This is a genomic window from Rathayibacter tritici, assembly GCF_002932875.1.
GTDB lineage: Bacteria > Actinomycetota > Actinomycetes > Actinomycetales > Microbacteriaceae > Rathayibacter > Rathayibacter tritici.
Genome location: NZ_PSWS01000070.1, coordinates 37,895 through 61,586, shown reverse-complemented (window position 1 = coordinate 61,586; position 23,692 = coordinate 37,895). Strand labels below are relative to the sequence as shown.

Below are 23,692 nucleotides of genomic sequence, written 5' to 3'. Positions count from 1 at the left end.
GCGACAGTGCGGATACGCGCCTCGTCGATCCCGCTCGCCCGCTCGATCTCGTCCCACTCGTCCGCCCCACTCGAGAGGAGGCGACCGCATGTACGAAGGCATCGTCCAGGAGTTGATCGACGAGCTCGGCCGACTCCCCGGCATCGGCCCCAAGTCCGCCCAGCGCATCGCGTTCCACATCCTGCAGACTGAGACGTTCGACGTCACCCGCCTCGCCGAGATTCTGCTGGAGCTGCGTCACCGGGTGCACTTCTGCGACATCTGCGGGAACGTGGCGGAGGAGGCGACCTGCGGGATCTGCCGCGACCCGCGTCGCAGCCGCACGGTCATCTGCGTCGTGGAGGAGGCGAAGGACGTCCCCGCGATCGAGCGCACTCGCGAGTTCCGCGGGCTGTACCACGTGCTCGGCGGCGCGATCAGCCCGATCGACGGCATCGGCCCCGACCAGCTCCGCATCCGCCAGCTGCTGCAACGCCTCGCCGACGGCGAGGTGCAGGAGGTGATCATCGCGACCGACCCCAACCTCGAGGGCGAGGCGACCGCGACCTACCTCTCCCGCATGCTCAGCACTCTCGGCATCCGCATCACCCGACTCGCCTCGGGTCTGCCTGTCGGCGGTGACCTCGAGTACGCCGACGAGATCACGCTCGGCCGTGCCTTCGAGGGCCGCCGCCTCGTCGAGAATTGACGCGACCGCCGACCACTCACGTGACCGGCCCGGAGTGCGGGCGACCGGTAGACTCGCCCGTCGGGTCGCGACGGCCCTCCAGCCACTGACCCGGGAGCAGCACGTGAGCCTGATCGTCCAGAAGTTCGGCGGGTCCTCCGTCGCTGACGCGGAGAGCATCAAGCGGGTCGCGAAGCGCATTGTCGCCACCAAGCAGGCGGGCAACGACGTCGTCGTGGCCGTCTCGGCAATGGGCGACACCACCGACGACCTGCTCGAGCTCGCCCACCAGGTCACTCCCCTCCCGGCGCCCCGAGAGCTCGACATGCTGCTCTCCTCGGGCGAGCGCATCTCGATGGCGCTGCTGGCGATGGCGATCAAGAGTATGGGCTTCGAGGCCCGCTCCTTCACCGGCAGCCAGGCCGGCATGATCACGGATGCGCAGCACGGCGCTGCCCGCATCGTCGACATCACACCGGTCCGCCTGCGCGCGGCGCTCGATGAGAACGCGGTCGTCATCGTCGCCGGGTTCCAGGGCTTCAACCGCGACACGAAGGACATCACCACCCTCGGCCGCGGCGGCTCGGACACCACCGCCGTCGCGCTCGCCGCGGGCCTGGGTGCCGACACCTGCGAGATCTACACCGATGTCGACGGAGTCTTCTCCGCTGACCCGCGCGTGGTTACCAAGGCCCGAAAGCTCGACCGCATCACGAGCGAGGAGATGCTCGAGCTCGCCGCCGCCGGCGCGAAGGTGCTGCACATCCGCGCCGTCGAGTTCGCCCGCCGCCACGGAGTCACGCTGCACGTGCGCTCCTCTTTCAGCCCCAACGAGGGCACCATCGTCTACAACGCCGAGACCGACGGCGCCGAGCAGAACGGACAAGCCGTGGAAGAGCCCATCATCGCCGGAGTCGCCACCGACCTGAACGAGGCGAAGATCACCGTCGTCGGCGTCCCCGACATCCCCGGAAAAGCCGCGCAGATCTTCACGATCGTGGCGAAGACCGGCTCCAATATCGACATGATCGTGCAGAACGTCTCGGCCGCGGCCACCGGACGCACCGACATCTCGTTCACACTGCCCAAGGCCGACGGCCAGACCGTCCTCAAGGCTTTGGACGCCGAGAAGGACGAGGTCGGCTTCGAATCGCTCCAGTACGACGACCAGATCGCCAAACTCGCGCTTGTCGGCGCCGGCATGCGCACCAATGCGGGCGTCTCGGCGAAGCTGTTCCGCTCCCTCTACGAGGCGGGGATCAACATCGAGATGATCTCGACCAGCGAGATCCGCATCTCGGTCGTCACCCGCGCCGACACTGTGAACGAAGCCCTGCGCGTCGTACACACCGCCTTCGGGCTCGATGCCGAGGACGAGGCCGTGGTCTACGCCGGTACCGGGCGCTGACGGCCGACCCCCGTCTCGATCCGGCCGTTCCTCCCGGGTGGCCGACCCGACCGGTACCCTCTCCCTCGATCCCCCCGCCACGAGCGGCCCGCGCCGCACGGACGAAAGAGCACAGCATGAGCAGCACCCCCCTCCACGTGGGCGTCGTCGGCGCGACCGGCCAGGTCGGGAAGGTGATGCGCCGCCTCCTCGAGGAGCGCGAGTTCCCCGTCGCGTCGATCCGCTTCTTCGCCACCGCCCGCTCGGCGGGCACGACGCTGCCGTTCCGCGGCGAGGACGTGGTGGTCGAGGACGTCGAGACCGCCGATCCGTCCGGCCTCGACATCGCCCTGTTCTCCGCCGGAGCCACGGGCTCGCGCGCTCAGGCGCCCCGCTTCGCTGCGGCGGGCGTCACCGTGATCGACAACTCCAGCGCCTGGCGGATGGACCCCGAGGTGCCGCTGGTCGTGAGCGAGGTCAACCCGCACGCCATCGACCAGGCGGTGAAGGGCATCATCGCGAATCCGAACTGCACCACGATGGCCGCGATGCCGATCCTGAAGGTCCTCGACCGCGAGGCCGGGCTCACCCGCCTCATCGTCAGCACTTACCAGGCCGTGTCCGGTAGCGGGCTGGCCGGAGCGAACGAACTGGCCGGTCAGGTGCGCGCCGCCGTCGCCGACGAGCACCTGCTCGACCTGGTGCACGACGGCTCGGCGGTCGCCTTCCCCGCGCCCGAGAAGTACGTCGCCCCGATCGCCTTCGACGTCATCCCCTTCGCCGGGAACCTCGTCGAGGACGGCTCGAACGAGACCGACGAGGAGAAGAAGCTCCGCAACGAGAGCCGCCGCATCCTCGAGCTCCCCGAGCTGCTGGTGTCCGGTACCTGCGTCCGCGTGCCCGTCTTCACCGGCCACTCGCTCTCGATCAACGCGGAGTTCGCCGCAGCTCTCAGCCCCGAGCGGGCGCGCGAGCTGCTGGCTGAGGCGCCCGGCGTCGTCCTGCGCGAGGTACCGACTCCGCTGGAGGCCGCGGGCACGGACCCGAGCTATGTCGGCCGCATCCGCGCCGACGAGGGCGCTCCGGAGGGCCGTGGCCTGGCGCTGTTCATCAGCAATGACAACCTGCGCAAGGGCGCAGCCCTGAACGCCGTACAGATCGCGGAGCTGATTGCGGCGAAGCAGCCCGTCTCCTGATCCGCGGGGGAGGGGCTGCTGAGTCCGGCCGCCCCTCCCGCGTGGAAAAGTCGTGAAATTGATGGGCGCGTCGGCCCTCTCCCCGCCGTGGCGCGCCTGGGCGAGCGTAAACTCGTCTCTCGTGAACTCCTCGGAACCGGTCGACGTCGCCCTCATCGGTGGGGGCATCATGAGCGCCACTCTGGGCGCCCTGATCACCCAGCTGCAGCCCGACTGGACGATCGCCGCCTACGAGCGCCTCGGCGACGTCGCGCAGGAATCGTCGAACCCGTGGAACAACGCGGGCACCGGTCACGCCGCTCTCTGCGAGCTCAACTACATGCCCGAGGCGGCCGACGGCTCCGTGGACCCGGCGAAGGCCATTCAGATCAACGAGCAGTTCCAGATTTCGCGCCAGTTCTGGTCGAGCCTGGTCGAGTCCGGCGACATCCGTGAGCCGTCCAGCTTCATCAACCCGGCGCCGCACATGACCTTCGTGCACGGCGAAGCCAATGTCGAGTACCTCCGCAAACGCTACGAGGCCCTCAAAGACCAGCCGCTGTTCGCCGGCATCGAGTTCACCGAGAACATCACGACGATCCACGAGTGGGCGCCCCTGCTGATGGAGCAGCGGCCGGCGGGCGGCGGCCCCTACGCCGCGACCCGCATGCCGGCCGGAACCGATGTCGACTTCGGCTCGCTGACGCACCAGCTGTTCGATTACGTCGTCGCCCACGGCGGCACGCTCGACACTGGTCGCGAGGTCACCGACATCACCCGCCAGAAGGACGGCACCTGGCGCCTCGATCTCAAGCAGCTCGTTGGCGGGACGCCCCAGCGAGTGACCGCCCGCTTCGTCTTCGTCGGCGCCGGCGGGGGCGCGCTGCATCTGTTGCAAAAGTCCGGCATCCCCGAGATCAAGGGCTTCGGCGGCTTCCCCATCTCCGGGCAGTTCCTCCGCACCGACAACCCGGAGCTGGTCGCCCGGCACACAGCCAAGGTCTACGGCAAGGCGGCCGTCGGCGCGCCCCCGATGTCAGTGCCCCATCTGGACGCGCGCGTCGTCGACGGCGAGTCGTCGCTCCTGTTCGGTCCGTACGCCGGATTCACGCCCAAGTTCCTCAAGCGCGGCTCGTGGCTCGACCTGCCGCTGTCGATCCGGCCGCACAACATCGTCCCGATGCTCGCGGTTGCCCGCGACAACCTCGACCTGATGAAGTACCTGATCGGCGAGGTGCTCGCCGGCCGCGGCAAGAAGATGAAGGCCCTGCGCGAATTCCTGCCGACCGCCCGCGATGAGGACTGGTACCTGATCACGGCCGGCCAGCGCGTCCAAGTGATGAAGAAAGACGAGAAGAAGGGCGGAGTGCTGCAGTTCGGCACCGAGGTCATCACCGGGGGGGACGGCACGATCGCCGGGCTGCTCGGTGCTTCGCCCGGAGCGTCGACCGCCGTGCCGATCATGCTCGACATCGTGCAGAAGTGCTTCCCCGATCGGATGAAGGCCTGGGAGCCGCGCATCCGCGCACTGGTGCCGAGTTACGGCTCGACGCTCAACGATGCGCCCGAGAAGGCCGAGCGGACGGTCAGCGCGACCGCCGAGACGCTGGAGCTCTCCGCCTCGGTCTGACTGCGTGCGCGTCGTTCGAACGTATGTTCTAATAGCTGCATGAGGTGGAACGGGCAGTCGATCGGTACGGCCGACGAGGCCGCGCTGCCCGGGCTGGTGAAGCTCACCGATCTGGTGCGGACAGTGCGCACGCCGGAATTCGACGGAATCACCTTCTACGAGGTGCTCGCGAAGTCGGCGCTCAACCGGGTGCACACCTCCTCGAAGATGCCGTTCGGCTGGACCATCAATCCGATGCGCGGCTGCACGCACGCCTGCACCTACTGCTTTGCTCGGCCCACGCACGAGTACCTCGAATTCGACGGCGGGCGCGACTTCGACTCGCAGATCGTGGTGAAGGTGAACGTCGCCGAGGTCCTCACGCGGGAGCTCGCCAAGCCGAGCTGGGAGCGCCACCCGGTGGCCCTCGGCACCAACACCGACCCGTACCAGCGCGCCGAGGGCCGGTACCGGCTGATGCCGGGCATCATTGCCGCGCTCGCTGCCTCCGGCACCCCGATCTCGATCCTGACGAAGGGGTCCCTGCTGCGGCGCGACCTGCCGCTTCTCCGCGAGGCCGCGGAGCACGTTCCGGTCGACCTCGGTGTCTCGATCGCCGTCTACGACGAGGAACTTCAGCGCTCCGTCGAGCCGGGGGCGCCCACGGCCGCGGCTCGATTGGCAACGGTCACCGCGGCACGGGAGGCGGGATTCGAGTGCTCGGTGTTCCTGATGCCGATCCTGCCCTTCCTGACCGACACCCGCGCGCACCTCGACGAATCGCTCCGAGCCTGCCGTGAGGCCGGCGCCAGCACGATCATGTACTCGACCCTCTACCTCAAGCCCGGAGTCAAGGAGTGGTTCCTGCAGTGGCTTGCGCAGGAGCACCCCGAGCTCGTCGACCGCTACCGCTCCCTCTACCCGGGCCGCGCCGCCTACGCCCCGCTGGAGTACCGCCGCTGGCTGTCGGAGCGCATGCGCCCGCTGATGCGGGCACACCGGCTGGAGCGCGGCGAGGAGGATCCGGCGACCGGATCGGTCCGCTCCTCTGCGCTGGGCTCGCTCGGCACCCTGCGAACCCTCGGTGGTGAGCGCCGCTCCCTCGAGCACGACGGTCTGCTCGTCGGCGAGCTCGGTGCCGAGCGCGCCGCGATCCTGCCGGGCGTCGGGCAGCCGACGCTGTTCTGAGCCGGTGGCGCAGCAGGCCGCGGCTAGGATCGTCCGCATGATCACCCGCTCCGGTGAGCCCTCGGGCTCCTGCGCCCGGAGCGCTCGCGACACGGGCCCGCGCCCGGTCCGCCTTGGCCTGCTCGACCCCGACGAGGACCAGCTCGCCGAGAGCGGCGCGTGGATCCGCTCGCACGCCCCGGACTTCGAGGTCGTCGTCGCCGCGTGCACCTGGCTCGATCTCGTCACGAGCGACGTGTTCCCCACTCAGGTGGTGGTCATGGCCACCGAGTTGCGCGAGCCGATCTCGATCGAAGCGCGGATCCGTACCTGCCGTGCCGCGGGCGCCGCTGTGGTTGTGCTCTCGGACAGCGAGGACGACGAGGTCCACGAGCGCGCGCTTCGCGCCGGAGCCGTCCGTCACCTCGCGAAGTCGCGTCCGATCGCCGAGGTGATGGAGCAGACTCGCGCCGCTCTCGAGATGCGCTCCGCCGACCTCTCGTCCGCGCAGTGGCGTCCGCTGCCGTCCGGGGTCGCCGCGCAACAGCGCCCTCGCCTGAGCGCGTGCGAGCTGGAGGCGTTGCGCCTGTACGCGTCCGGCTCGAGCACGCCGGAGGTGGCCGCGAAGATGAATGTGCGGTTCGAGACTGCCAAGACGTATTTACAGCGCGTGCGCCGCAAATACGTCGCCGTCGGCCGCCCCGCGAGCCGGCGCGCCGATCTGATCCGCCGAGCCGGCGAGGACGGGTTCCTCCCGTGAGCGCCGCGCACTCGCCACGGGGGAGTCTCCTCCGCACCAACCTCGAGGAGACCTGATGGCCAAGCTGTACTTCCGCTACGGCGCGATGAACAGCGGGAAGAGCACGTCGCTCCTGCAGGCCGCGCACAACTACGAGGAGCGGGGCCACCGGGTGCTGCTGGCCAAGCCCGCCGTCGATACGAAGGGTGACGAGCTGATCGTGTCGCGTTTGGGTGTCACCCGTTCGGTGGACGTCCTGTTCGAGCCCGACGGCGATCCGGTGGCCGTTTTCACCGCCGCGCGGGCCCGGGTCCTGGCCGAGTCGGCGCGCGATGTCAGCGCCCTCCTCGTCGACGAGGCACAGTTCTTGCCCGAGTCGCACGTGGACGATCTGCTCCGGATCGCCATCCTCGAGAACGTCCCCGTGCTGGCCTACGGCATCCGGACGGACTTCCGCACCGCCGCGTTCCCGGGCAGCCGACGGCTCCTCGAGATCGCCCACAGCCTCGAGGAGCTGAAGACGATTTGCCGGTGCGGGCGCAAAGCGATCTTCAACGGGCGCGTCGTCGACGGCCGTTTCGTGTTCGACGGTGACCAGGTCGCAATCGACGGAGCGGCGGTCACTTACGAGTCCCTGTGCGGCGCGTGCTACCTCCAGGAGAGCCGCGGTCGGCTCCGCGGCTAACCTGAGGAGCATCTCTCGCCTGGCCGACACCCATCGGAAACGAGGAAGTGGGTAGCCTGGCGACGTGACAACACCGGAAACGGAAGTACGCCTTTCGGAGCAGCAGGAAAGGTCGGGGAAATCGATGACGGCGCAAGGGACATCGCCGAAACGTCGACCGTCGTGGGAGCAGGACTACCGGCGACGGCTGTTGATCACGGACATCGTCGCGATCGTCCTCTCCGTCTTCGGGACGCAGCTCTTCTGGTTCGACCTGAACCTCAACTCCGACGTGGGCTTCCAGAACCCCGCAGACATCGCCGTCAGCTACACCTGGGTGTCCGTCGCCCTCTCGGTCGGCTGGCTCCTCGCCCTTCAGGTCTTCGACACCCGTGACCGGCGGATCGTCGGCACCGGCTACGTCGAGTACCGCCGCGTGGTCGACGCGTCGATCTGGCTCTTCGGCATCGTCGCGATCATCGCCTACCTGTTGCAGATCCTGCTGGCGCGCGGCTACATCATCACGGCGTTTCCCGCCGGGATCGTGCTCATCTGCGTCGGCCGTCTGGTCTGGCGCTCGTGGCTTACCCGACAGCGCCGCTCGGGCCGCTTTTCGAGCCAGGTCGTGCTGCTCGGCTCCCGCGCGAGTGTCCTGCACACCGCGCGTGAGCTGCGCCGCGGCAGCGAGGCGGGCTACAAGCTCGTCGGCGCCGTCTCCACGTCGGTCGGCGGTGCGGCCGCCCTGGAGAGCGAGCAGGAGCTCTCGGGCCTCGCGGTCCACAGCTTCACCGGGATCGACGGAGTCCGCGCGGTGATGGACGCCACCGGCGCCGACACCGTGGTCGTCACCAGTTCGGACGAGCTCGCTCCGCAGCGGATCCGCGAGCTCAGCTGGACGCTCGAGCCGGGGCGCGAGCACCTGGTTGTCGCGCCGAGCCTCACCGATATCGGTGGCCCCCGCATCCACACCCGCCCGGTCGCCGGTCTGCCGCTGATCCACGTGGAGACCCCGCGGTTCGACGGACGCCAGCGTTTCGCCAAGCGGCTGTTCGACATCCTCGCCTCGACGATGCTGATCATCCTCAGCGCGCCGGTCCTCGTGGTCGTCGCCGCTCTGGTCACGATGACGAGTCCGGGGCCGGTGCTCTTCCGCCAGGAGCGCATCGGTCTGAACGGAGCGACGTTCGAAATGCTCAAGTTCCGCTCGATGGTTGTTGACGCCGAAGCCCGTCTGGACGCTCTCGCCTCGCAGCAGCGCGCCGAGGGGAACTCGATCCTCTTCAAGATGGCGAAGGACCCGCGCGTCACGCCCGTCGGTGCGATTTTGCGCCGCTTCAGCCTCGATGAGCTGCCGCAGTTCCTCAACGTCTTCCGCGGCGACATGTCGCTGATCGGCCCCCGGCCGCCGTTGGCGCGCGAGGTCGAGCAGTACGAGGAGCACGTGCATCGCCGCTTCCTGATGAAGCCGGGCATCACCGGCCTCTGGCAGGTCAGCGGTCGCTCGAACCTCTCGTGGGAGGACACCGTCCGTCTCGACCTCTACTACGTCGAGAACTGGTCGATGACCGGCGACATCGTCATCCTCTTCAAGACCGCGCGCGCTGTGCTTGCCCGCGACGGAGCGTACTAATCGCCGCCGTCAGGGCCCGAGAGCCCCGCACACTGTCCCTCTCGATACTCGAGACCCCGTTCCGAGTCGTCTTCGGTGACGGCGTCAGCGATGAAGACGCGGCGCGCATCGCCGACAGCTGGGCGTCCTGCGCCGCTGAGCCGGACGGCGCGGCGCGGGACGTCCTCGCCGAGGTGGCCGTCACTCCCTCCGCCCCGCTCGACGACTCGCCGCGGGTCTCGAGCACCACTCTCGCGCAGCTGGAGGAGTCGCTCACCTCGACCCTCACCGTCGAGGCGATCGGCGCGCGGCGTGGCGACCTGCTGATGCTGCACGCGTGCGGGATCGCCGACGACTCCGGCCGCGTGCTCGCCTTCGTGGCCGCCTCGGGCACCGGCAAGACCACGATCGCCCGGACGCTCGGCCTCCGCTTCGGCTACGTGACGGACGAGACCGTCGCAGTGGCCGCCGACGGCCGCGTCCTTCCGTACCCCAAGCCGCTGTCGGTGAAGCCACTGACCGGCTCCGCGCCCAAGGCCCAGGTCGCCCCAGCGTCCCTCTCACTGCTGCCGGTCCCGAAGGCACCGCTACGGCTCGCGGGAGTCGTCCTGCTCGAGCGTCGGGACGGAGTCGGGGCCCCGTTCCTCGAGCACGTCGACCCTATGGAGGCGATCGAGGACCTCGTGCCGCAGACGTCCTACCTCTCGGCTCGTCCGCGCCCGATCACCGACCTCGTCCGCAGGCTGACCAGTCTCGGCGGCGTCCGGCGTCTGGTGTACTCCGAGGCCGACAGCGTCGTGCCGCGGGTCGAGGAGGTGTTCGCCACTCTCGGCGCCCCGGCTCCGACGATCTGGAGCGAGGTCGTCGCCCTGCCGCTCGAACCGCTCCACGAGGCGCGCCCCGGCTCGGTCCGGCGCGCTCCCGCCGACGACGCGGTCGCCCTTCCCGACGGACAGCTCCTGGTGTTCTGCGACGACACCCTCGTGCGTCTCTCCGGCATCGGGCCGCTTGTCTGGCGGCACCTCGGCAGCGCAGTGGACGTCGACGGCCTCGTCGCCGCAGTGCTCGACGAGGCCGGTCCGCCGCCTCCCGGGGTCGATGCCGCGGCGGTGGTCGAGGCGGCCCTGGTCGAGCTCGAGGGCCTCCGCGTTATCACGAGAGGGACTTCTCCGAGGCTCACCCCCGACGGGTGGCACGTATGACGCGCCTCGCGTCGAGGGTGATGGAGCCCTGTGCCAGACTTCGGAAGAACATGTCCACGGCGTCCGCCGCGTGATCCGTACCAGCGAAGGAATCTGACTCCGTGGAACTTCGAGACGTCCTCCGGCTGCTTCGTGACCACTGGATCCCGATCGTTGCGGCGATCCTCCTCGGTACCCTCGTCGCCTTCGGCTGGTCACTGACGCAGAAGCCGCGTTACGTCGCCGACTCGCAGGGTCTCGTCTCGGTCGCCACCGGGGGCGGGGGCAGCGATGACAGCCAAGCGATCTACACCCAGCAGATCGCGCAGACGGTCGCCAAGTCGAACCTCGCGACCTACATCCCCATTGCCACCTCGCGCGATGTGGCGCAGATCGCGATCGACAGCCTCGGGCTCGACGTCTCGCCCGCCACGCTGATCTCGGCGATCACCGTGCAGCCCGACACCGTCGCTCCGGTGATGAAGGTCAGCGCCACCGCCTCCACGCCGGAGGGCGCGCAGAAGCTCGCCGACGCGTGGGTCTCGGCGATCGCCACGAAGGTGCAGCAGGTCAACCAGGAGACGGGAGTGGGCGACACCGTCACCCTCACCGTCCTGCAGACCGCCGCACTTCCGTCCGCACCGGCGTTCCCGAATCTGCGCCTCGTCCTCGCGGTCGGCGCGCTCGTCGGCCTCGTGCTCGGCCTGATCTACGCGTTCGTCCGCAACACCCTCGACCGTCGCATTCGCACCGCAGAGATGGTCGAGCGCCTGTTCGATCTGCCCGTGGTCGGCACCCTCCCCGTCGACAAGCGCCTGAGCGAGACCAACCGCATCGTCCCCGAGGCCGACACCACGGACTATGTGAAGGCCGACGGCAAGCACGCTCTCGCGGAGTCCCTTCGCGAGCTGCGGACGAACCTGCAGTTCATGAACATCGACAGCCCGCCGCGGATCATCGTCGTGACGAGCCCGCTGCCCTCTGACGGCAAGTCGACCGTGACCGCGAACCTCGCAGTCACCCTCGCCGCGTCCGGTCAGCGCACCGTCGTGGTGGACGGCGATCTTCGCAAGCCCACCGTCGCCAAGTCCTTCGGCCTCGTGCCCGGTGTGGGCCTGACCGATCTGCTGATCGGCAAGGCCGAGCTGCAGGACGTCCTGCAGCCGTGGGGCCCCTCCGGCAACCTCTGGGTGCTCGGCGCGGGCTCGATCCCGCCGAACCCGTCCGAGCTCCTCGGCTCCAACGGGATGGACATCCTTCTGCACGAGATCGCCCGCGAAGCCATCGTCATCGTTGACGCACCGCCGCTGCTTCCCGTGACCGACGGCGCCATCCTCACCGCCCGCACCGATGGTGCGCTCGTCGTGATCTCGGCCGGCAAGACGACGACGGATGAACTCGGCAAGGCGATCCAGAACCTCGAGCGGGTCAGCGGGCACACCCTCGGCGTGATCCTCAACCGTGTGCCCGCGCGCGGTCAGGTCGGCCGAGGCTACGGCTACTACTACACGAGCTACTACGGCTCCGAGCGATCGGGCGCCCGCCCGGACACGGCCGTCGAGGCCGAGCCCGCGCCGACCTCGGCCTGAGCGTTCCGCGATGATCCTGTCCGGAGACGACTCCGCCCGCCCCGCACGACGGAGCTGGCGACCGGACGAGCCGGTCGCCGCCTCCGCCGCCCCGGTCTTCACTGTGCTGTCCGTCTGCACCGGAAACATCTGTCGGTCGCCGATGGCCGAACAACTGTTGCGCGCTGCGCTCGGCGATGCGACCTCCCCGAACGGCGGTCCGCTCTTCGCGTTCACCAGCGCCGGAGTGCGGACCCGCGCCGGGCTGCCGATGGACGCGATGTCGGCGCGCTTCTCGGCGCAGCACGGCGGTGACCCGGCCGCTCACACCAGTGCTGTGCTGGACGAGGCGGTCGTCGGCGGGGCCGACCTTCTGCTCACGATGACCCGCGACCACCTGGTCGACGCCTCCCGGCGCTTCCCGTCGCTCCTGCTCCGCGGATTCACTCTGCTCGAATTCGCGCGAGTACTCCCGTTCGTGGTACGTGAAGTGCCGCTGCCGGCCATCGAGGATCCGGCGGCGCGACTCCGCGCCGTCGTGCGGCTGGCCGCCGCCCATCGTGGGCGTGCCCCGCGCGGTGAGGGCGACGACATCGAGGACCCGATCGGCCGGAGCGAGGCCGTGCACGAACGCGTCGCCGCGCAGATCTCGGCCGCTGTCGCCGACGTCTCCCGTGATCTGAGAGCATTGGCGCGGCGGTAGTCGCGCGCCACCGGCGCGCCGACGCCTCGCCGCATCACCTCGCTCCCTCCTCACCGTCGCGACCGCGACACGAGCCTGTCACGATTCGGAGACCCCCTGTGAAGCTTTCTGTCATCGGCTGCGGCTACCTCGGTGCCGTCCACGCCGCCGCCATGGCCGAACTCGGCCACGACGTCATCGGCATCGACGTGGACCAGAAGAAGATCGACGCTCTCGCCGCCGGCACCGCGCCGTTCTTCGAGCCGGGCCTACCCGAGCTGCTGTCCTCCGGGGTCGCCTCCGGCCGCCTGCGCTTCTCGACCGACATGGCTGACGCAGCCGGTGCCGCGGTGCACTTCGTCGCCGTCGGCACGCCCCAGAAGCCGGGCGAGAACGCCGCCGACATGACCTACGTCGACTCGGCGATCGACGGCCTCCTGCCGCACCTCGGCGCCGACTCCCTGGTGGTCGGCAAGTCGACCGTCCCCGTCGGCACCGCTGCGCGCTTGGCCGAGCGGATCGCCTCCTCCGGCGCGACCCTTGCCTGGAACCCCGAGTTCCTCCGCGAGGGCTTCGCCGTGCAGGACACGATCAGCCCCGACCGCCTGGTCTACGGCGTGCCCGAGGGCGCAGCCGGAGTCGCGGCCAAGGCGACCCTCGACGAGGTCTACGCGACCGCGCTCGCCGCCGAGACCCCACTGGTGGTGACCGATTACGCCACCGCCGAGCTGGTGAAAGTCTCGGCGAACGCCTTCCTCGCCACCAAGATCTCGTTCATCAACGCGATTGCCGAGATCGCGGAGGTCACCGGTGCCGACGTCACACAGCTCGCCGACGCGATCGGCTATGACGTGCGCATCGGCCGCCGCTTCCTCAATGCCGGCATCGGCTTCGGCGGCGGCTGCCTCCCCAAGGACATTCGGGCCTTCTCCGCGCGAGCCGACGAGCTCGGTGTGGGCGGCTCAGTCGCCTTTCTCAAGGAGGTCGACGCGATCAACCTGCGCCGCCGCCAGCGTGTCGTCGATCTCGTCACCGAGGGCCTCGGTGGGTCCGTCACGGGGCGCCGAGTCGCGGTGCTCGGCCTAGCGTTCAAGCCCGAGTCGGACGACATCCGTGACTCGCCGTCTCTCGACGTGGCTATGCGCTTGCACGACCTCGGCGCCGTGGTGGTCGCGACCGACCCGGAGGCGATCGAGAACTCGCGCCGCCGCTGCCCCGAGCTCAGCTATACGAGCGACGTCGACGAGGCCCTGACCGGCGCCGACGCCGTGGTCGTCGTCACGGAGTGGAAGCAGTTCCGCGCCCTCGATCCGGCTGCCGCCGCTGAAAAGGTGGCCAACACCTTCCTCGTGGACGGACGCAACTGCCTAGACCCCGCGGCCTGGCGCGCAGCCGGCTGGGAGTACCGCGGCCTCGGTCGCTGATCCGCCCGGGCCGTCGGCCGCGCTCTCAGAGCACGCGGCTCGGCTGATCCGCCACAACGCCGGAGGTGCCGCGGAGGGGGATGTGCGCGAAAGCGTCGTCTCGCTCGGCAGCCCTCCGGCGTCGCTGCGCATGGACGATGATCCGCAGCAGAACCCCGGCCAGAGCACCGAGCAGGGCTCCCGAGGTGTTCATCACCACGTCCTGCAGGCTTGCGAAGCGGGACGAGAGGAAGAGCAGCTGTCCGGTCTCGATCAGCGAGCTCACCAGGGCGCCGACGACGACCGCGATCCACGCCGACCGGGGGCGCAGGTTGAGCGCGAGGAGCAGGCCGAGGGGGACGAACAGGGCGATGTTGGCGCTGGCCTCGAGGAAGGCGTAGTCGACCCGGGGCAGATGGTGCCGGGAGAACCACGAGCCCACTCGGCCGAGGTCGCCTCTCATCCCGCTATCGACGGGCGTCGGCCAGAAGGCGATCATCGCGAGTGCGATCAGGTAGGGCACGCCGATGGCGAGGGTGAGGCGGCTGAGCGACCGAGTCACGGTGCTCCTCTCGTCGGGCGTCGGGCAGAGGCGACGACGGCGGCGGAAGCTCAGTCTGACCTGTGGCCCCTGGGATAGGGCCGGGAGGCGCAGGGGGACACTGTGAGAGGCGCGGGAGAAGACGTCAAGGGTCGCGGGGAGGCGGGAAGCGACTCCGTAGGCTCGCGAGCCGCGAGGCAGCCCGGCCTGGAAACGACGAAGCCCGGCCGGATCATCGATCCTGGCCGGGCTTCTCACCGGTCGGGGTAGCGGGATTCGAACCCACGACCTCCTCGTCCCGAACGAGGCGCGCTACCAAGCTGCGCCACACCCCGGCGTGCTCGTCACGGAGAACCGCTCACGAGCCTCGACAATAGTAGCCGATTTCCGGGGCGCTGTCGGACATCCCTGTCAGGCGGAGGGAGCGGCGGAAGGAGCGGCGGAGGGAGCGGCGGGGGGAGTGAGCGTCACGAGCGTCACCTCGGGGCGGCACGCGAAGCGCACGGGCGCGTAGATCGACGTGCCGACTCCGGCCGAGACGTTGAGGTAGGCGCTGCGCCGTCCGCTGTCCCATGTCGTCGAGCCGGCGACCTTATCGCGCGGGATGTCGCAGTTGGTGACGAGGGCGCCGAAGCCCGGGACGCAGACCTGGCCGCCGTGGGTGTGTCCGGCGAGGATCACCTCGGCTCCGCGGGCGACGAAGTCGTCGAGGACGCGCTGGTAGGGCGCGTGGGCGACGCCGATGCTGACGCCCGCCGGTCCGTCCTCCGAGCCGCGCAACTCGTCCACGGCACCGGCGACGAGGTCGATGCGGTCGAGGCCGATGTGCGGGTCATCGACGCCGAAGAACTCGATCCGCGTGCCCTTCACGGTGATGCTCTCGGCGCGGTTGTTGAGATCGATCCAGCCGAGTCCGCCGGAGAAGAAGCCGGTGAGGCCCTCGATGTCGAGGTCGGCCTCGTGCTGCTTCGGATTGGTGGAGGGACCAAGGAAGTAGCGGAGCGGATTCTTGATCCGCGGGCCGAAGTAGTCGTTCGAGCCGTTCACGAAGGCGCCGGGGATCCCCGCGAAGGGCTCGAGGGCCCGGCGGATGCCGAGAACGCCGTCGCGGTGGCCGAGGTTGTCACCGGTGTCCACGACGATGTCCGGCGCGAGCGCGAGGAGCGAGCGGACCCACTCCTGCTTCTTCGACTGCCAGGGGGCCATGTGCAGGTCCGATACGTGCAGGATGCGGATCGGATCGGCACCCGCGGGCAGCACCGCGAACGAGGTGCGGCGGACGGTGAACAGCGTCCGCTCGATGCCGATGCCCCAGGCAGCCGCGAGGGTTCCGGCGGCGGCGATGGTCGCGAGGGCGGTGGTGAGGGGGCGGCTGCTGCGTCCAGTCATGGGTCCTTCTCTCGCGGGTCGGCCGCGAGCGCGACCGCGTTCATTCTGCCGGACGCTCCCGGCAGTGGCGCCCTGGCTCAACCACGGGGCGCGGGCCCGGCGCTCATCAGCAGGGTGACCTCGGCCCCTCTCGAGAGGCGGGAGCCGGCGGGGTCGGTGCTGGTGCCGACCATGCAGGTGTGTAGCGCGTTGTCGGTGGTGCCGGTCTTGCCGATGTGCGGAACTCGGCTGCGGGGGGTGGAGAGCGCCCCCGTTCCTCCGGTGACCACCCGCTGTAGCGCGTACCCGGCGGTCGCGGCGACCTCCTCCGACATGCCCTGGCTGCACTCCGAGGCGGGCGGGGCGATATCGGCGCCCGTGCGGTCCACGATGCGGTCGATCGCGACCGGGGTGGTGCCCAGAAGGGTGGGCGCGAGTTTCTGGAGTTCGGTGCCGTCGGCGCGGTGCACACCCGTCGGGAGGGCGGTGTTGCGAATGCCGCAGTGGTCGAGCTGCTGCGCCATCGCGGCGAAGGAGGTGTTGATGGAACCGGTGGTGGCCTGGAGCGTCGTGGTGACTCCTCCATTGCCGCCCTCGTCGTGCCCGGGGTTCCAGGGCTCGCTGACGTAGTAGACCCCGTCGGGCTCGCAGCTGTCGCGGAACGTCGTGTACGCGCGGCGGGTGCCGTCGACGCTCTCACCGAGCGAGTGCCCCTCCTGCAGCCACTCGGCGAGAGTGAACACCTTGTCGGTCGAAGCGACCTGGAATCCGGAGGAGCCGCCGTAGCCGAAGTCGGCGTTGTCGTTGACACTTGTGGACGTGGCGCCGGTCAGATCCGGATCGTTGGAGTAGTCCTTGTTCTGGGTCATCGCGAGGATGCGGCCGGTGCCGACCTCGACCGACACGCTCGCGCTGCCGATGTTAACGTTCGCCCGCGCTTGAAGGTCGCGTCGCGCTCGTCCTGGCTCGCCCCGAAGGCCGCTACTCCGGCAGTCTGGCAGCCGGTACTGGGCTCGGTGATCACGAGCACATTCTTGACGTACTGCTGCGTGATCGAGGAACCGCCTTGGACGTCACCGCCCATCGCCGTCGTCGCCGCGGCGCGCGCCGTGCCGCGTCCTTGACGAACGGCGAAATGTCGTCCCAGCCCACCTCTACCCGGTTCTGCGCGGAGAAAGAGGCCAGCAGTACGTCGCCACCGGAGGAGTCCTTCGCAGAGACGTTGCTCTTCTCGGCGAGGTCCCCGATCTCGAGGTACTCGGGGAGGTTGTCGAACATCTGGACCGTATTCCCGGCGGCCATGCCGCTCAGCGCGATCGCGGGCGTCAGCGAGGCGGCCACCAGGACTCTCGCGACGACGCTCATCGCGACGATGCCGATCGCGCCTCCGACGGCGCCCCCGATGGTCTTCACGACTCTGGTCCCACCCTGGCCCGACGTAGAATCAGCGTAGTCGCCGCGCTCGGACGAGCCGCGGCGCTCATCCCGCCGACGCGCGGCGCTCAGCAGTCGTCCCGCACCGGCCGCACCCGAGGAGAGCCATGTCCGTCCCGCGCTGGGAGTACATCACCACCCCGCTGATGATCCACAACACCACGGCAATCCTGAACACCTGGGGGTCGGAGGGCTGGGAGCTGGTCCAGATCGTGACCGGGCCCGAGGGCGGACTCGTCGCGTACCTCAAGCGCCCCGTCGCCGAGGCGGGCGCGTGATCGCCGAGCGGCTCGCGGAGCTCGGCATCGAGCTGCCCGCGGTGGCGGTTCCCGCCGGTGCGTACGTCCCGGCGGTCGTGCACGGCGGCCTCGTCTACACGGCCGGGCAGATCCCCTTCGTCGACGGCGCCCTGCCGCTGACGGGCACTGTCGGCGCCGAGGTGTCGCCCGAGCAGGCGAAGGACCTCGCCCGCACCTGCGCGCTCAACGCGCTCGCGGCGGTCGCCGACGCGATCGGCTCGCTGGACCGCGTGACGCGCATCGTGAAGCTCACCGGATTCGTCGCCTCGGCCGCCGGCTTCACCGGTCAGCCCGGCGTGATCAACGGCGCCTCGGAGCTGCTCGGCGACCTGTTCGGCGACGCCGGTCGGCACGCGCGCTCGGCCGTGGGCGTGGCCCAGCTGCCGCTCGGCGCTCCGGTCGAGGTCGAGCTGATCGTCGCGTTCGACTGACGCAGCCGCCGCTCCTCTCCCGCCCGATGCGGTGGGGGGAGGAGCGGCGGTCGCCGAAGGCCCGTCGTCAGTCCGCGGCAATCGCCGAACTGATCACGGCCATCACCTGCGTGTCCGCGAGGGTCGTCGTGTCGCCCACGGTCCGTCCCTCCGCCACGTCGCGCAGCAGCCGACGCATGATCTTGCCCGAGCGTGTCTTGGGCAGTTCCTGCACGACGAAGATCCGCTTCGGGCGAGCGATCGCTCCGATGTGTTCGGCGACGTGCGCCTTCAGGGCGGCTTCGAGTTCGTCGTGCCCGTCGGCGAGAGCCTCTGCCTGGCTCGCTTTCGCGATGACGAACGCGACCACGGCCTGGCCGGTCGTCTCATCCGCCGCGCCGACGACCGCCGCCTCCGCGACGACCGGGTGCGAGACGAGCGCCGATTCGATCTCGGCCGTCGACAACCGGTGGCCGGAGACGTTCATGACGTCGTCCACGCGTCCGAGCAGCCAGAGGTCGCCGTCCCGGTCTCGGCGAGCACCGTCGCCGGCGAAGTAGCGGTCGCCGAACTTCGACCAGTAGGTCTCGACGTAGCGCTCCGGGTCGCCCCAGATGCCGCGCAGCATCGCCGGCCACGGCTCAGTGATCACCAGGAGTCCGCCCTCGTCGGCGCCGACCGGTCGTCCGGACTCATCGACCACGTCGATCGAGATCCCGGGCAGAGCGACCTGGGCGGATCCGGGCTTGAGCGTGGTGACGCCCGGCAGCGGAGACACCATGATGGCGCCGGTCTCGGTCTGCCACCAGGTGTCGACGATCGGGGTGCGGCCGCCGCCGATGACGTCGCGGTACCAGATCCACGCCTCCGGGTTGATCGGCTCGCCGACCGATCCGAGCAGACGCAGGCTCGACAGATCGAAGCGCTGCGGGATCTGCCGGCCGAGCTTCATGAACGAGCGGACCGCCGTGGGCGCCGCGTAGAGGATCGTCACGCCGTGCTTCTCGATGATCTCCCACCAGCGGCCGGGGTGCGGGCTGTCCGGGGTCCCCTCGTACATCACCTGGGTGGCCCCATTCGCGAGCGGGCCGTAGACGACGTAGCTGTGGCCGGTGATCCAGCCCACATCCGCGGTCGACCAGTAGACGTCGGTCTCGGGGTGCAGGTCGAAGACGGCGCGGTGCGTGAAGGCGACCTGGGTGAGATAGCCCCCGCTGGTGTGCAGGATGCCCTTCGGCTTCCCCGTCGTGCCGCTGGTGTAGAGGATGAAGAGGGGCTGCTCGGCCGGGAACGGCTTCGCGACGTGCTCGGCGTCGACCGCGACGATCTCCTCGTGCCACCACAGGTCGCGCCCCTCGTGCCACGCGACCTCGTTGCCCCCGCGACGCACCACAAGGACGTGCCGCACGCTGTGCTCGCCCCCGAGTGCGAGCGCCGCGTCCACGGCGGGCTTGAGGGGCGAGACCGCGCCCTTGCGCCAGCCGCCGTCGGCGGTGATGACGAGCTTCGCCTCCGCATCGTCGATGCGCGCGCGCAGGCTCTCGGCGCTGAAGCCGCCGAAGACGACGGAGTGGACCGCGCCCAGCCGGGCGACGGCGAGCATGGCGATGACCGCCTCCGGGATCATCGGCAGGTAGATCGCGACGCGGTCGCCGGCGCGGATGCCGAGGCTGGTCAGGAGATTCGCGGCTCGTTTCACGTCGGCCGTGAGCTCGGCGTAGCTGATGGAGCGGGAGTCGCCGGGCTCGCCCTCCCAGTGCAGGGCGACGCGGTCGCCGTGGCCGGCGAGCACGTGCCGGTCGAGGCAGTTGTAGGCGACGTTGAGCTCGCCGTCGTCGAACCACCTCGCGAACGGCGGCGCGCTCCAATCGAGGGTGCGGGTGAAGGGCCGGTGCCAGTGCAGGAGCTCGCGGCTGCGGGCGGCCCAGAATGCGAGTCGGTCCTCCGCGGCCTCGTCGTGGAGCGCGGCGGTCGCTACCGCCCCGGAGGCGAAGTCGGCCGGGGGCGGAAACCGGCGGGTCTCGTGGAGGAGACTGTCGATGGCGTTCCCGTCGGCGGCCGGGGCATCGGGGGGAGTGGACATCTGCGATTCGCTCCTTCGCGAGTGAGACGTTCGCCGGCCCGCGCGGTCGGCGTCGAACCACCGTATCGCTCGGCTCCGACGCTCACGGTCGGGTTGGTGAAGCTGAGTGTCCGGCGGGCTTCGGATAAGAGTTCGCAGAGAACAGCATCCGGACTTGGCGAATCGCGGTCCGTCCCCTACAGTTACATACGGCCGAATGAACTTCGGCCCAGCGGCGCAAGCGATTCCCCCCAATCCAGCGCCGCCGAGGCGGCACCTGTTCCCCCCAATGGGTGCCGCCCCCTTCTTTCCGCCGGATCACGGTGGACGAACGCCCCCGCTCGAGCCCGGCTCGCGGGGGCGTTTCCTCGTCCGAGGGGCCTCCGCGCAGCGAGCGCGGCTCGTGATGCCTCCTCCACAGGTCCGGACGAGCGCGTCTCTCTTCCGATCGACTGCCTCGACGCCCTGACGGGCGGCGGCGGCTTCTACCGTGCGGGGATGAGCCCTGACTTCGTCCCCCTCGTCCCACCCGAGCACCGCCGTGATTCGACGCCGGTACGCCCGGCCGCCGCCGCCCTCGGGCTGCTCGCCCCGCACGCCGCCGATCCCGCAGTGACCGACCTCTTCGTGAACGGTGGCGCGGGCCTGTGGGTCGACCGCGGCAATGGTGCGGAGCGAGTGCCGGAGTGGACGCTGGACGCACCAGGAGCGCGGCGGCTCGCGGTGGCGCTGGTCGCGGCCGGCGGGCGGCACGTCGATGAAGCAAGCCCCTGCGTCGATGTCCGGCTGCGGCACGGTGTGCGGGTGCACGTCGTGCTGCCGCCGGTGGCGACCGGGGGAGCGCTGGTCTCGGTGCGGGTCCCGCGGGCCGACTCCTGGACGCTCGCGGAGCTGCGGGCGGCGGGGATGCTGGACGAGGACGGGGTCCGGCTGCTGCGCCGCGCGGTCCGCGAGCGCTGGAACCTGCTGATCTCGGGGGCGGGCGGATCAGGGAAGACGACCGTGCTCGGTGCGCTGCTCGGCTGCGCGTCGCCCACCGAGCGGATCGTGGCGATCGAGGACGTCGGCGAGCTCCGGCCGGCGCACCCGCACGTCGTGTCGCTCGAGGCGCGGCAGCCGAATCTCGAGGGCGCCGGAGCCATCGGCCTGGATCGGCTCGTGCGGGAGGCGCTGCGGATGCGACCCGACCGTCTGGTCCTCGGGGAGTGCCGCGGCGGGGAGCTGCGCGAGCTGTTGTCCGCGCTGAACACCGGGCACGACGGAGGCGCGGGCACCCTGCACGCGAACTCGCTCGAGGACGTGCCCGCGCGGCTCGAAGCGCTCGGGGTCCTCGCGGGTCTGGGGCCCGAGGCGACCGCCCGACAGACGGTCAGCGCGATCGACCTGGTGCTGCACCTCGAACGACGCGGCGGGCGGCGGCGGCTCGCGGCGTCCGGGACGTTCGCGCTCGATGGCGACGGGCGGCTGCGGGTCGAGCGGGGGACGCTGCCGAGCTCATCGAGGTCGGGCGGGTGAGAGGCCGTGACGGCCTGGACGAGGTCGCAGCTGTGGTGCACCGGCTGGCTGTGCTCCTCGCGGCGGGAGTTGCTCCGGCGTCGGCACTTGCGTACCTCGCGGCTGCGGAGGGAGCGGACCGCGGGGACGCGCAGCGACGGCGGCTCCTTCGGGCGGTGTCGGAGGAGGCCGCGCGCGGCGGCGACGTGACCGAGGCGCTGCTGCGCGGGGTCCCGGCCTCGCGGCGGGGCGGCCGGCGGCGGCGCCCCGCCCGGTGGAAAGCCCCTGCACCGGATGCCGGTGAAGCGACAGCGTGGGCGGCGCTGGCCGCTGCGTGGCGGGTGGCCGCGGACTCCGGCGCGCCGGTCGCCAGCGCTCTCGGCGAGCTGGCGGAGTCGCTGCGCGAGCTGGCCCGCGCGCGCCGGGACATCGCCGTGGCTCTGGCCGGCCCCGCCGTGACGGGGCGGGTCGTGGGCGCTCTGCCGCTCGCCGCACTGGGTCTGGGTGGGCTGCTGGGCTTCGACGTGGTGGGCGTGCTCCTCGGGACAGTGCCGGGTCTGGTCTGCCTGGTCGGAGGCGTCGGGCTGATGGCAGGCGCGCACGCCTGGACGCGGCGGCTCGTGCACCGGGCGTTCCCCGACGATCCGGCGCCCGGCCTCGCCCTCGACCTCCTCGCGGTCGCGCTGGCCGGCGGGGGATCGATCGGTTCGTCGCGCGCCCGGGTGCTGGCGTCGCTCGCCGAATGCGGCCTCGACGCTGATGAGCGGGTTCTGGCCGACGCCGACCCGGTGCTCGCACTGTCGGTGGCGGCGGGCGTCCCGGCAGGCCGTCTGCTGCGGAGCGAGGCGGCGCTGGTGCGGGCTCGGGCGTCCTCCGGGGCGCGGGAGCGCGCCGCTCGGCTCGGTGTGACCCTGATGCTGCCGCTGGGGGTCTGCGTGCTGCCGGCGTTCCTCCTGCTCGGGGTGGCTCCGATGGTCGTCTCGGTGCTGCTCTCGACGTTCTCGGTCGCGGCGTGAGGCGGTCAACGGCTCCTCCACAGGGGCGGGATCCCGCTGTGCTCCACAGATCGGCCGACAGCCGCCCCGGCGGGAGCACTGGTGCGCGATCCTCGGAGGACGGGGGCATGGAGCGGGGCAGAACGGAGCAGGACAGATGGGCAGCGACACGGCGATCAGCAGTGGGGGAGTCGCGCGGAGCGGGAGGGTCCGCCGGGGCCCCGGTGCGGGGAGTGGCCGGGCAGGGCGGAGCCCCGGCCCGGCGAGCGGCGGGAGTGTCGCGTCACAGGCAGGAGTCGGCGGCCACCTCTCGCTGGGCGGCTACGACGACCAGTGGCGTTGGCGCGGGAGAAAGGGGTTCAGCGTGCTGAGCGAGGAGGAGGGGTCGGCGACGGCGGAGTACGCGATTGCGACGATGGCTGCCGTCGGCTTCGCCGGGCTGCTGGTGGTCATCCTCAAGGGCGACGAGGTGCGGAGCATCCTCACCGATCTGGTGACCCGCGCGCTCACCGCAGCGGGATGAGAGCTCTCTCGCTCCTGCGGGCGCGGCTCGCGCCGGAGCAGGGGTCGGCGACGGCCGAGCTCGCCCTCGTGCTCCCGGCAGTGGTCGTGGTGCTGGCGCTGTGCCTGGGGTCGGTGGCGGCCTCGGCGCAATACATCCGGCTCGTCGACGCCGCGGCGGACGCCGCTCGGTCCGCGGCGCGTGGTGACGACCCCGGCGTGCCGCTCGCCCGCGTGGTGGCGGCGTCCGTCTCGACGGGGGAGCAGGACGGACTGGTCTGCGTCGACGTCGCGGCTCGCCTGCACCCCGTGCCGACGCTGTCGCTCCCGGTCTCGGTCCGGTCCTGTGCACTGGGCGGGGGCGGCTGATGCGCCCGGCGCTTCGCGGGATCTGCGACGGGGACCAGGGATCGGCCGCGGTCGTCGCCGTCGGGGTTGTCGCAGGCACGATCCTGGTGACGGCCGCCGTGCTCGCCGGCTGCGGCGGAGTCGTCGGGCATCAGCGGGCGGTGGCGGCGGCGGACGCGTCGGCGCTCGCCGCCGCGGACGTCGCGTCCGGACTGCTCGCCGGCGACCCATGCGGGCGGGCGGCGGAGGTCGCTCGCGCGAACAGCGCCGAACTCCGTCTCTGCACGATCGACGGAGGCGGAGCGAGCGTCGAGGCGGCGGTTGCCGTGGAGCCGCTCTCTCTCACCTTCACCGCGCGGTCGCGGGCGGGGCCGCCCCCATGAGCCGGG

General features: G+C 70.7%; 24 protein-coding genes and 1 tRNA gene. 19 read left to right on the top strand and 6 right to left on the bottom strand.

The window, feature by feature from the left end; genetic code table 11:
- Nucleotides 1-88: 88 nt before the first annotated feature.
- The 12 genes from recR to C5D07_RS14195 all read left to right on the top strand — a co-directional run bounded on the left by recR (nucleotide 89) and on the right by C5D07_RS14195 (nucleotide 13,872).
- Complete coding sequence (gene recR / locus C5D07_RS14250; RefSeq protein ID WP_068254953.1) at nucleotides 89-688, top strand: recombination mediator RecR; 600 nt, start codon at nucleotides 89-91, stop codon at nucleotides 686-688.
- Between the two features lie 103 nt (nucleotides 689-791).
- Nucleotides 792-2,075: an aspartate kinase gene (locus C5D07_RS14245; RefSeq protein WP_068254950.1), complete on the top strand. Its 1,284-nt coding sequence runs from the start codon at nucleotides 792-794 to the stop codon at nucleotides 2,073-2,075.
- Between the two features lie 116 nt (nucleotides 2,076-2,191).
- Nucleotides 2,192-3,250, top strand: coding sequence for an aspartate-semialdehyde dehydrogenase (locus tag C5D07_RS14240; RefSeq protein WP_068254948.1), 1,059 nt, complete (start codon nucleotides 2,192-2,194; stop codon nucleotides 3,248-3,250).
- Nucleotides 3,251-3,311: 61 nt separating this feature from the next.
- Complete coding sequence (locus tag C5D07_RS14235; protein WP_104259607.1) at nucleotides 3,312-4,859, top strand: malate:quinone oxidoreductase; 1,548 nt, start codon at nucleotides 3,312-3,314, stop codon at nucleotides 4,857-4,859.
- 39 nt (nucleotides 4,860-4,898) lie between these two features.
- Nucleotides 4,899-6,026, top strand: a complete 1,128-nt coding sequence (locus tag C5D07_RS14230) for an Rv2578c family radical SAM protein (RefSeq protein WP_084416002.1) — start codon at nucleotides 4,899-4,901, stop codon at nucleotides 6,024-6,026.
- A 37-nt stretch (nucleotides 6,027-6,063) separates the two neighbouring features.
- Nucleotides 6,064-6,765: a response regulator transcription factor gene (locus tag C5D07_RS14225; RefSeq protein WP_068254945.1), complete on the top strand. Its 702-nt coding sequence runs from the start codon at nucleotides 6,064-6,066 to the stop codon at nucleotides 6,763-6,765.
- Nucleotides 6,766-6,820: 55 nt separating this feature from the next.
- Nucleotides 6,821-7,429: a thymidine kinase gene (locus C5D07_RS14220; protein WP_068254942.1), complete on the top strand. Its 609-nt coding sequence runs from the start codon at nucleotides 6,821-6,823 to the stop codon at nucleotides 7,427-7,429.
- Nucleotides 7,430-7,553: 124 nt separating this feature from the next.
- On the top strand, nucleotides 7,554-9,038 hold the full coding sequence (locus C5D07_RS14215) for a sugar transferase (RefSeq protein WP_068254940.1): 1,485 nt from the start codon (nucleotides 7,554-7,556) through the stop codon (nucleotides 9,036-9,038).
- Nucleotides 9,039-9,211: 173 nt separating this feature from the next.
- A complete protein-coding gene (locus tag C5D07_RS14210; protein WP_068254937.1) occupies nucleotides 9,212-10,219 on the top strand; it encodes a hypothetical protein in 1,008 nt (335 codons plus the stop codon).
- A gap of 101 nt (nucleotides 10,220-10,320) precedes the next feature.
- On the top strand, nucleotides 10,321-11,787 hold the full coding sequence (locus C5D07_RS14205) for a tyrosine-protein kinase domain-containing protein (protein ID WP_068254935.1): 1,467 nt from the start codon (nucleotides 10,321-10,323) through the stop codon (nucleotides 11,785-11,787).
- Nucleotides 11,788-11,797: 10 nt separating this feature from the next.
- Nucleotides 11,798-12,469 carry an arsenate reductase/protein-tyrosine-phosphatase family protein gene (locus C5D07_RS14200; protein WP_084416001.1) on the top strand — a complete coding sequence of 224 codons (672 nt, stop codon included), beginning with the start codon at nucleotides 11,798-11,800 and terminating at the stop codon, nucleotides 12,467-12,469.
- 98 nt (nucleotides 12,470-12,567) lie between these two features.
- The gene (locus tag C5D07_RS14195) at nucleotides 12,568-13,872 is read left to right on the top strand and encodes a UDP-glucose dehydrogenase family protein (protein WP_104259606.1); all 1,305 of its coding nucleotides are present in this window, start codon (nucleotides 12,568-12,570) and stop codon (nucleotides 13,870-13,872) included.
- A gap of 25 nt (nucleotides 13,873-13,897) precedes the next feature.
- On the opposite strand, the gene C5D07_RS14190 is transcribed toward C5D07_RS14195, so the two are convergent.
- The 5 genes from C5D07_RS14190 to C5D07_RS16195 form a co-directional block, all read right to left on the bottom strand.
- Nucleotides 13,898-14,413, bottom strand: coding sequence for a VanZ family protein (locus C5D07_RS14190; protein ID WP_068254929.1), 516 nt, complete (start codon nucleotides 14,411-14,413; stop codon nucleotides 13,898-13,900).
- A 240-nt stretch (nucleotides 14,414-14,653) separates the two neighbouring features.
- Nucleotides 14,654-14,727, bottom strand: a tRNA-Pro gene (locus tag C5D07_RS14185).
- A gap of 76 nt (nucleotides 14,728-14,803) precedes the next feature.
- The gene (locus C5D07_RS14180; RefSeq protein WP_104259605.1) at nucleotides 14,804-15,781 is read right to left on the bottom strand and encodes a metallophosphoesterase; all 978 of its coding nucleotides are present in this window, start codon (nucleotides 15,779-15,781) and stop codon (nucleotides 14,804-14,806) included.
- Between the two features lie 77 nt (nucleotides 15,782-15,858).
- On the bottom strand, nucleotides 15,859-16,665 hold the full coding sequence (locus C5D07_RS14175; RefSeq protein ID WP_104259604.1) for a penicillin-binding protein 1A: 807 nt from the start codon (nucleotides 16,663-16,665) through the stop codon (nucleotides 15,859-15,861).
- Nucleotides 16,666-16,780: 115 nt separating this feature from the next.
- Nucleotides 16,781-17,173 carry a hypothetical protein gene (locus C5D07_RS16195; protein ID WP_068254922.1) on the bottom strand — a complete coding sequence of 131 codons (393 nt, stop codon included), beginning with the start codon at nucleotides 17,171-17,173 and terminating at the stop codon, nucleotides 16,781-16,783.
- A gap of 128 nt (nucleotides 17,174-17,301) precedes the next feature.
- On the opposite strand from C5D07_RS16195, the gene sp36 reads away from it, so the two are divergent.
- Nucleotides 17,302-17,472: a Sp36 family protein gene (gene sp36 / locus C5D07_RS15845; protein ID WP_164861113.1), complete on the top strand. Its 171-nt coding sequence runs from the start codon at nucleotides 17,302-17,304 to the stop codon at nucleotides 17,470-17,472.
- Nucleotides 17,469-17,924 (top strand): RidA family protein, encoded by a 456-nt coding sequence (locus C5D07_RS14160; protein WP_211286388.1) that lies wholly within the window; start codon nucleotides 17,469-17,471, stop codon nucleotides 17,922-17,924. The genes sp36 and C5D07_RS14160 overlap by 4 nt, the downstream gene beginning before the upstream one ends.
- A gap of 67 nt (nucleotides 17,925-17,991) precedes the next feature.
- On the opposite strand, the gene acs is transcribed toward C5D07_RS14160, so the two are convergent.
- Nucleotides 17,992-19,986 carry an acetate--CoA ligase gene (gene acs, locus C5D07_RS14155; RefSeq protein ID WP_104259603.1) on the bottom strand — a complete coding sequence of 665 codons (1,995 nt, stop codon included), beginning with the start codon at nucleotides 19,984-19,986 and terminating at the stop codon, nucleotides 17,992-17,994.
- Nucleotides 19,987-20,463: 477 nt separating this feature from the next.
- On the opposite strand from acs, the gene C5D07_RS14150 reads away from it, so the two are divergent.
- The 5 genes from C5D07_RS14150 (at nucleotide 20,464) to C5D07_RS14130 (ending at nucleotide 23,686) form a co-directional block, all read left to right on the top strand.
- The gene (locus C5D07_RS14150) at nucleotides 20,464-21,480 is read left to right on the top strand and encodes a TadA family conjugal transfer-associated ATPase (RefSeq protein ID WP_084415998.1); all 1,017 of its coding nucleotides are present in this window, start codon (nucleotides 20,464-20,466) and stop codon (nucleotides 21,478-21,480) included.
- Nucleotides 21,477-22,475 carry a type II secretion system F family protein gene (locus tag C5D07_RS14145; RefSeq protein ID WP_249028246.1) on the top strand — a complete coding sequence of 333 codons (999 nt, stop codon included), beginning with the start codon at nucleotides 21,477-21,479 and terminating at the stop codon, nucleotides 22,473-22,475. The genes C5D07_RS14150 and C5D07_RS14145 overlap by 4 nt, the downstream gene beginning before the upstream one ends.
- A gap of 343 nt (nucleotides 22,476-22,818) precedes the next feature.
- Complete coding sequence (locus tag C5D07_RS14140; protein WP_249028245.1) at nucleotides 22,819-22,977, top strand: DUF4244 domain-containing protein; 159 nt, start codon at nucleotides 22,819-22,821, stop codon at nucleotides 22,975-22,977.
- Nucleotides 22,974-23,324 (top strand): TadE family type IV pilus minor pilin, encoded by a 351-nt coding sequence (locus tag C5D07_RS14135; protein ID WP_104259602.1) that lies wholly within the window; start codon nucleotides 22,974-22,976, stop codon nucleotides 23,322-23,324. The genes C5D07_RS14140 and C5D07_RS14135 overlap by 4 nt, the downstream gene beginning before the upstream one ends.
- Complete coding sequence (locus C5D07_RS14130; RefSeq protein WP_068254910.1) at nucleotides 23,324-23,686, top strand: Rv3654c family TadE-like protein; 363 nt, start codon at nucleotides 23,324-23,326, stop codon at nucleotides 23,684-23,686. The genes C5D07_RS14135 and C5D07_RS14130 overlap by 1 nt, the downstream gene beginning before the upstream one ends.
- Nucleotides 23,687-23,692: the final 6 nt, after the last annotated feature.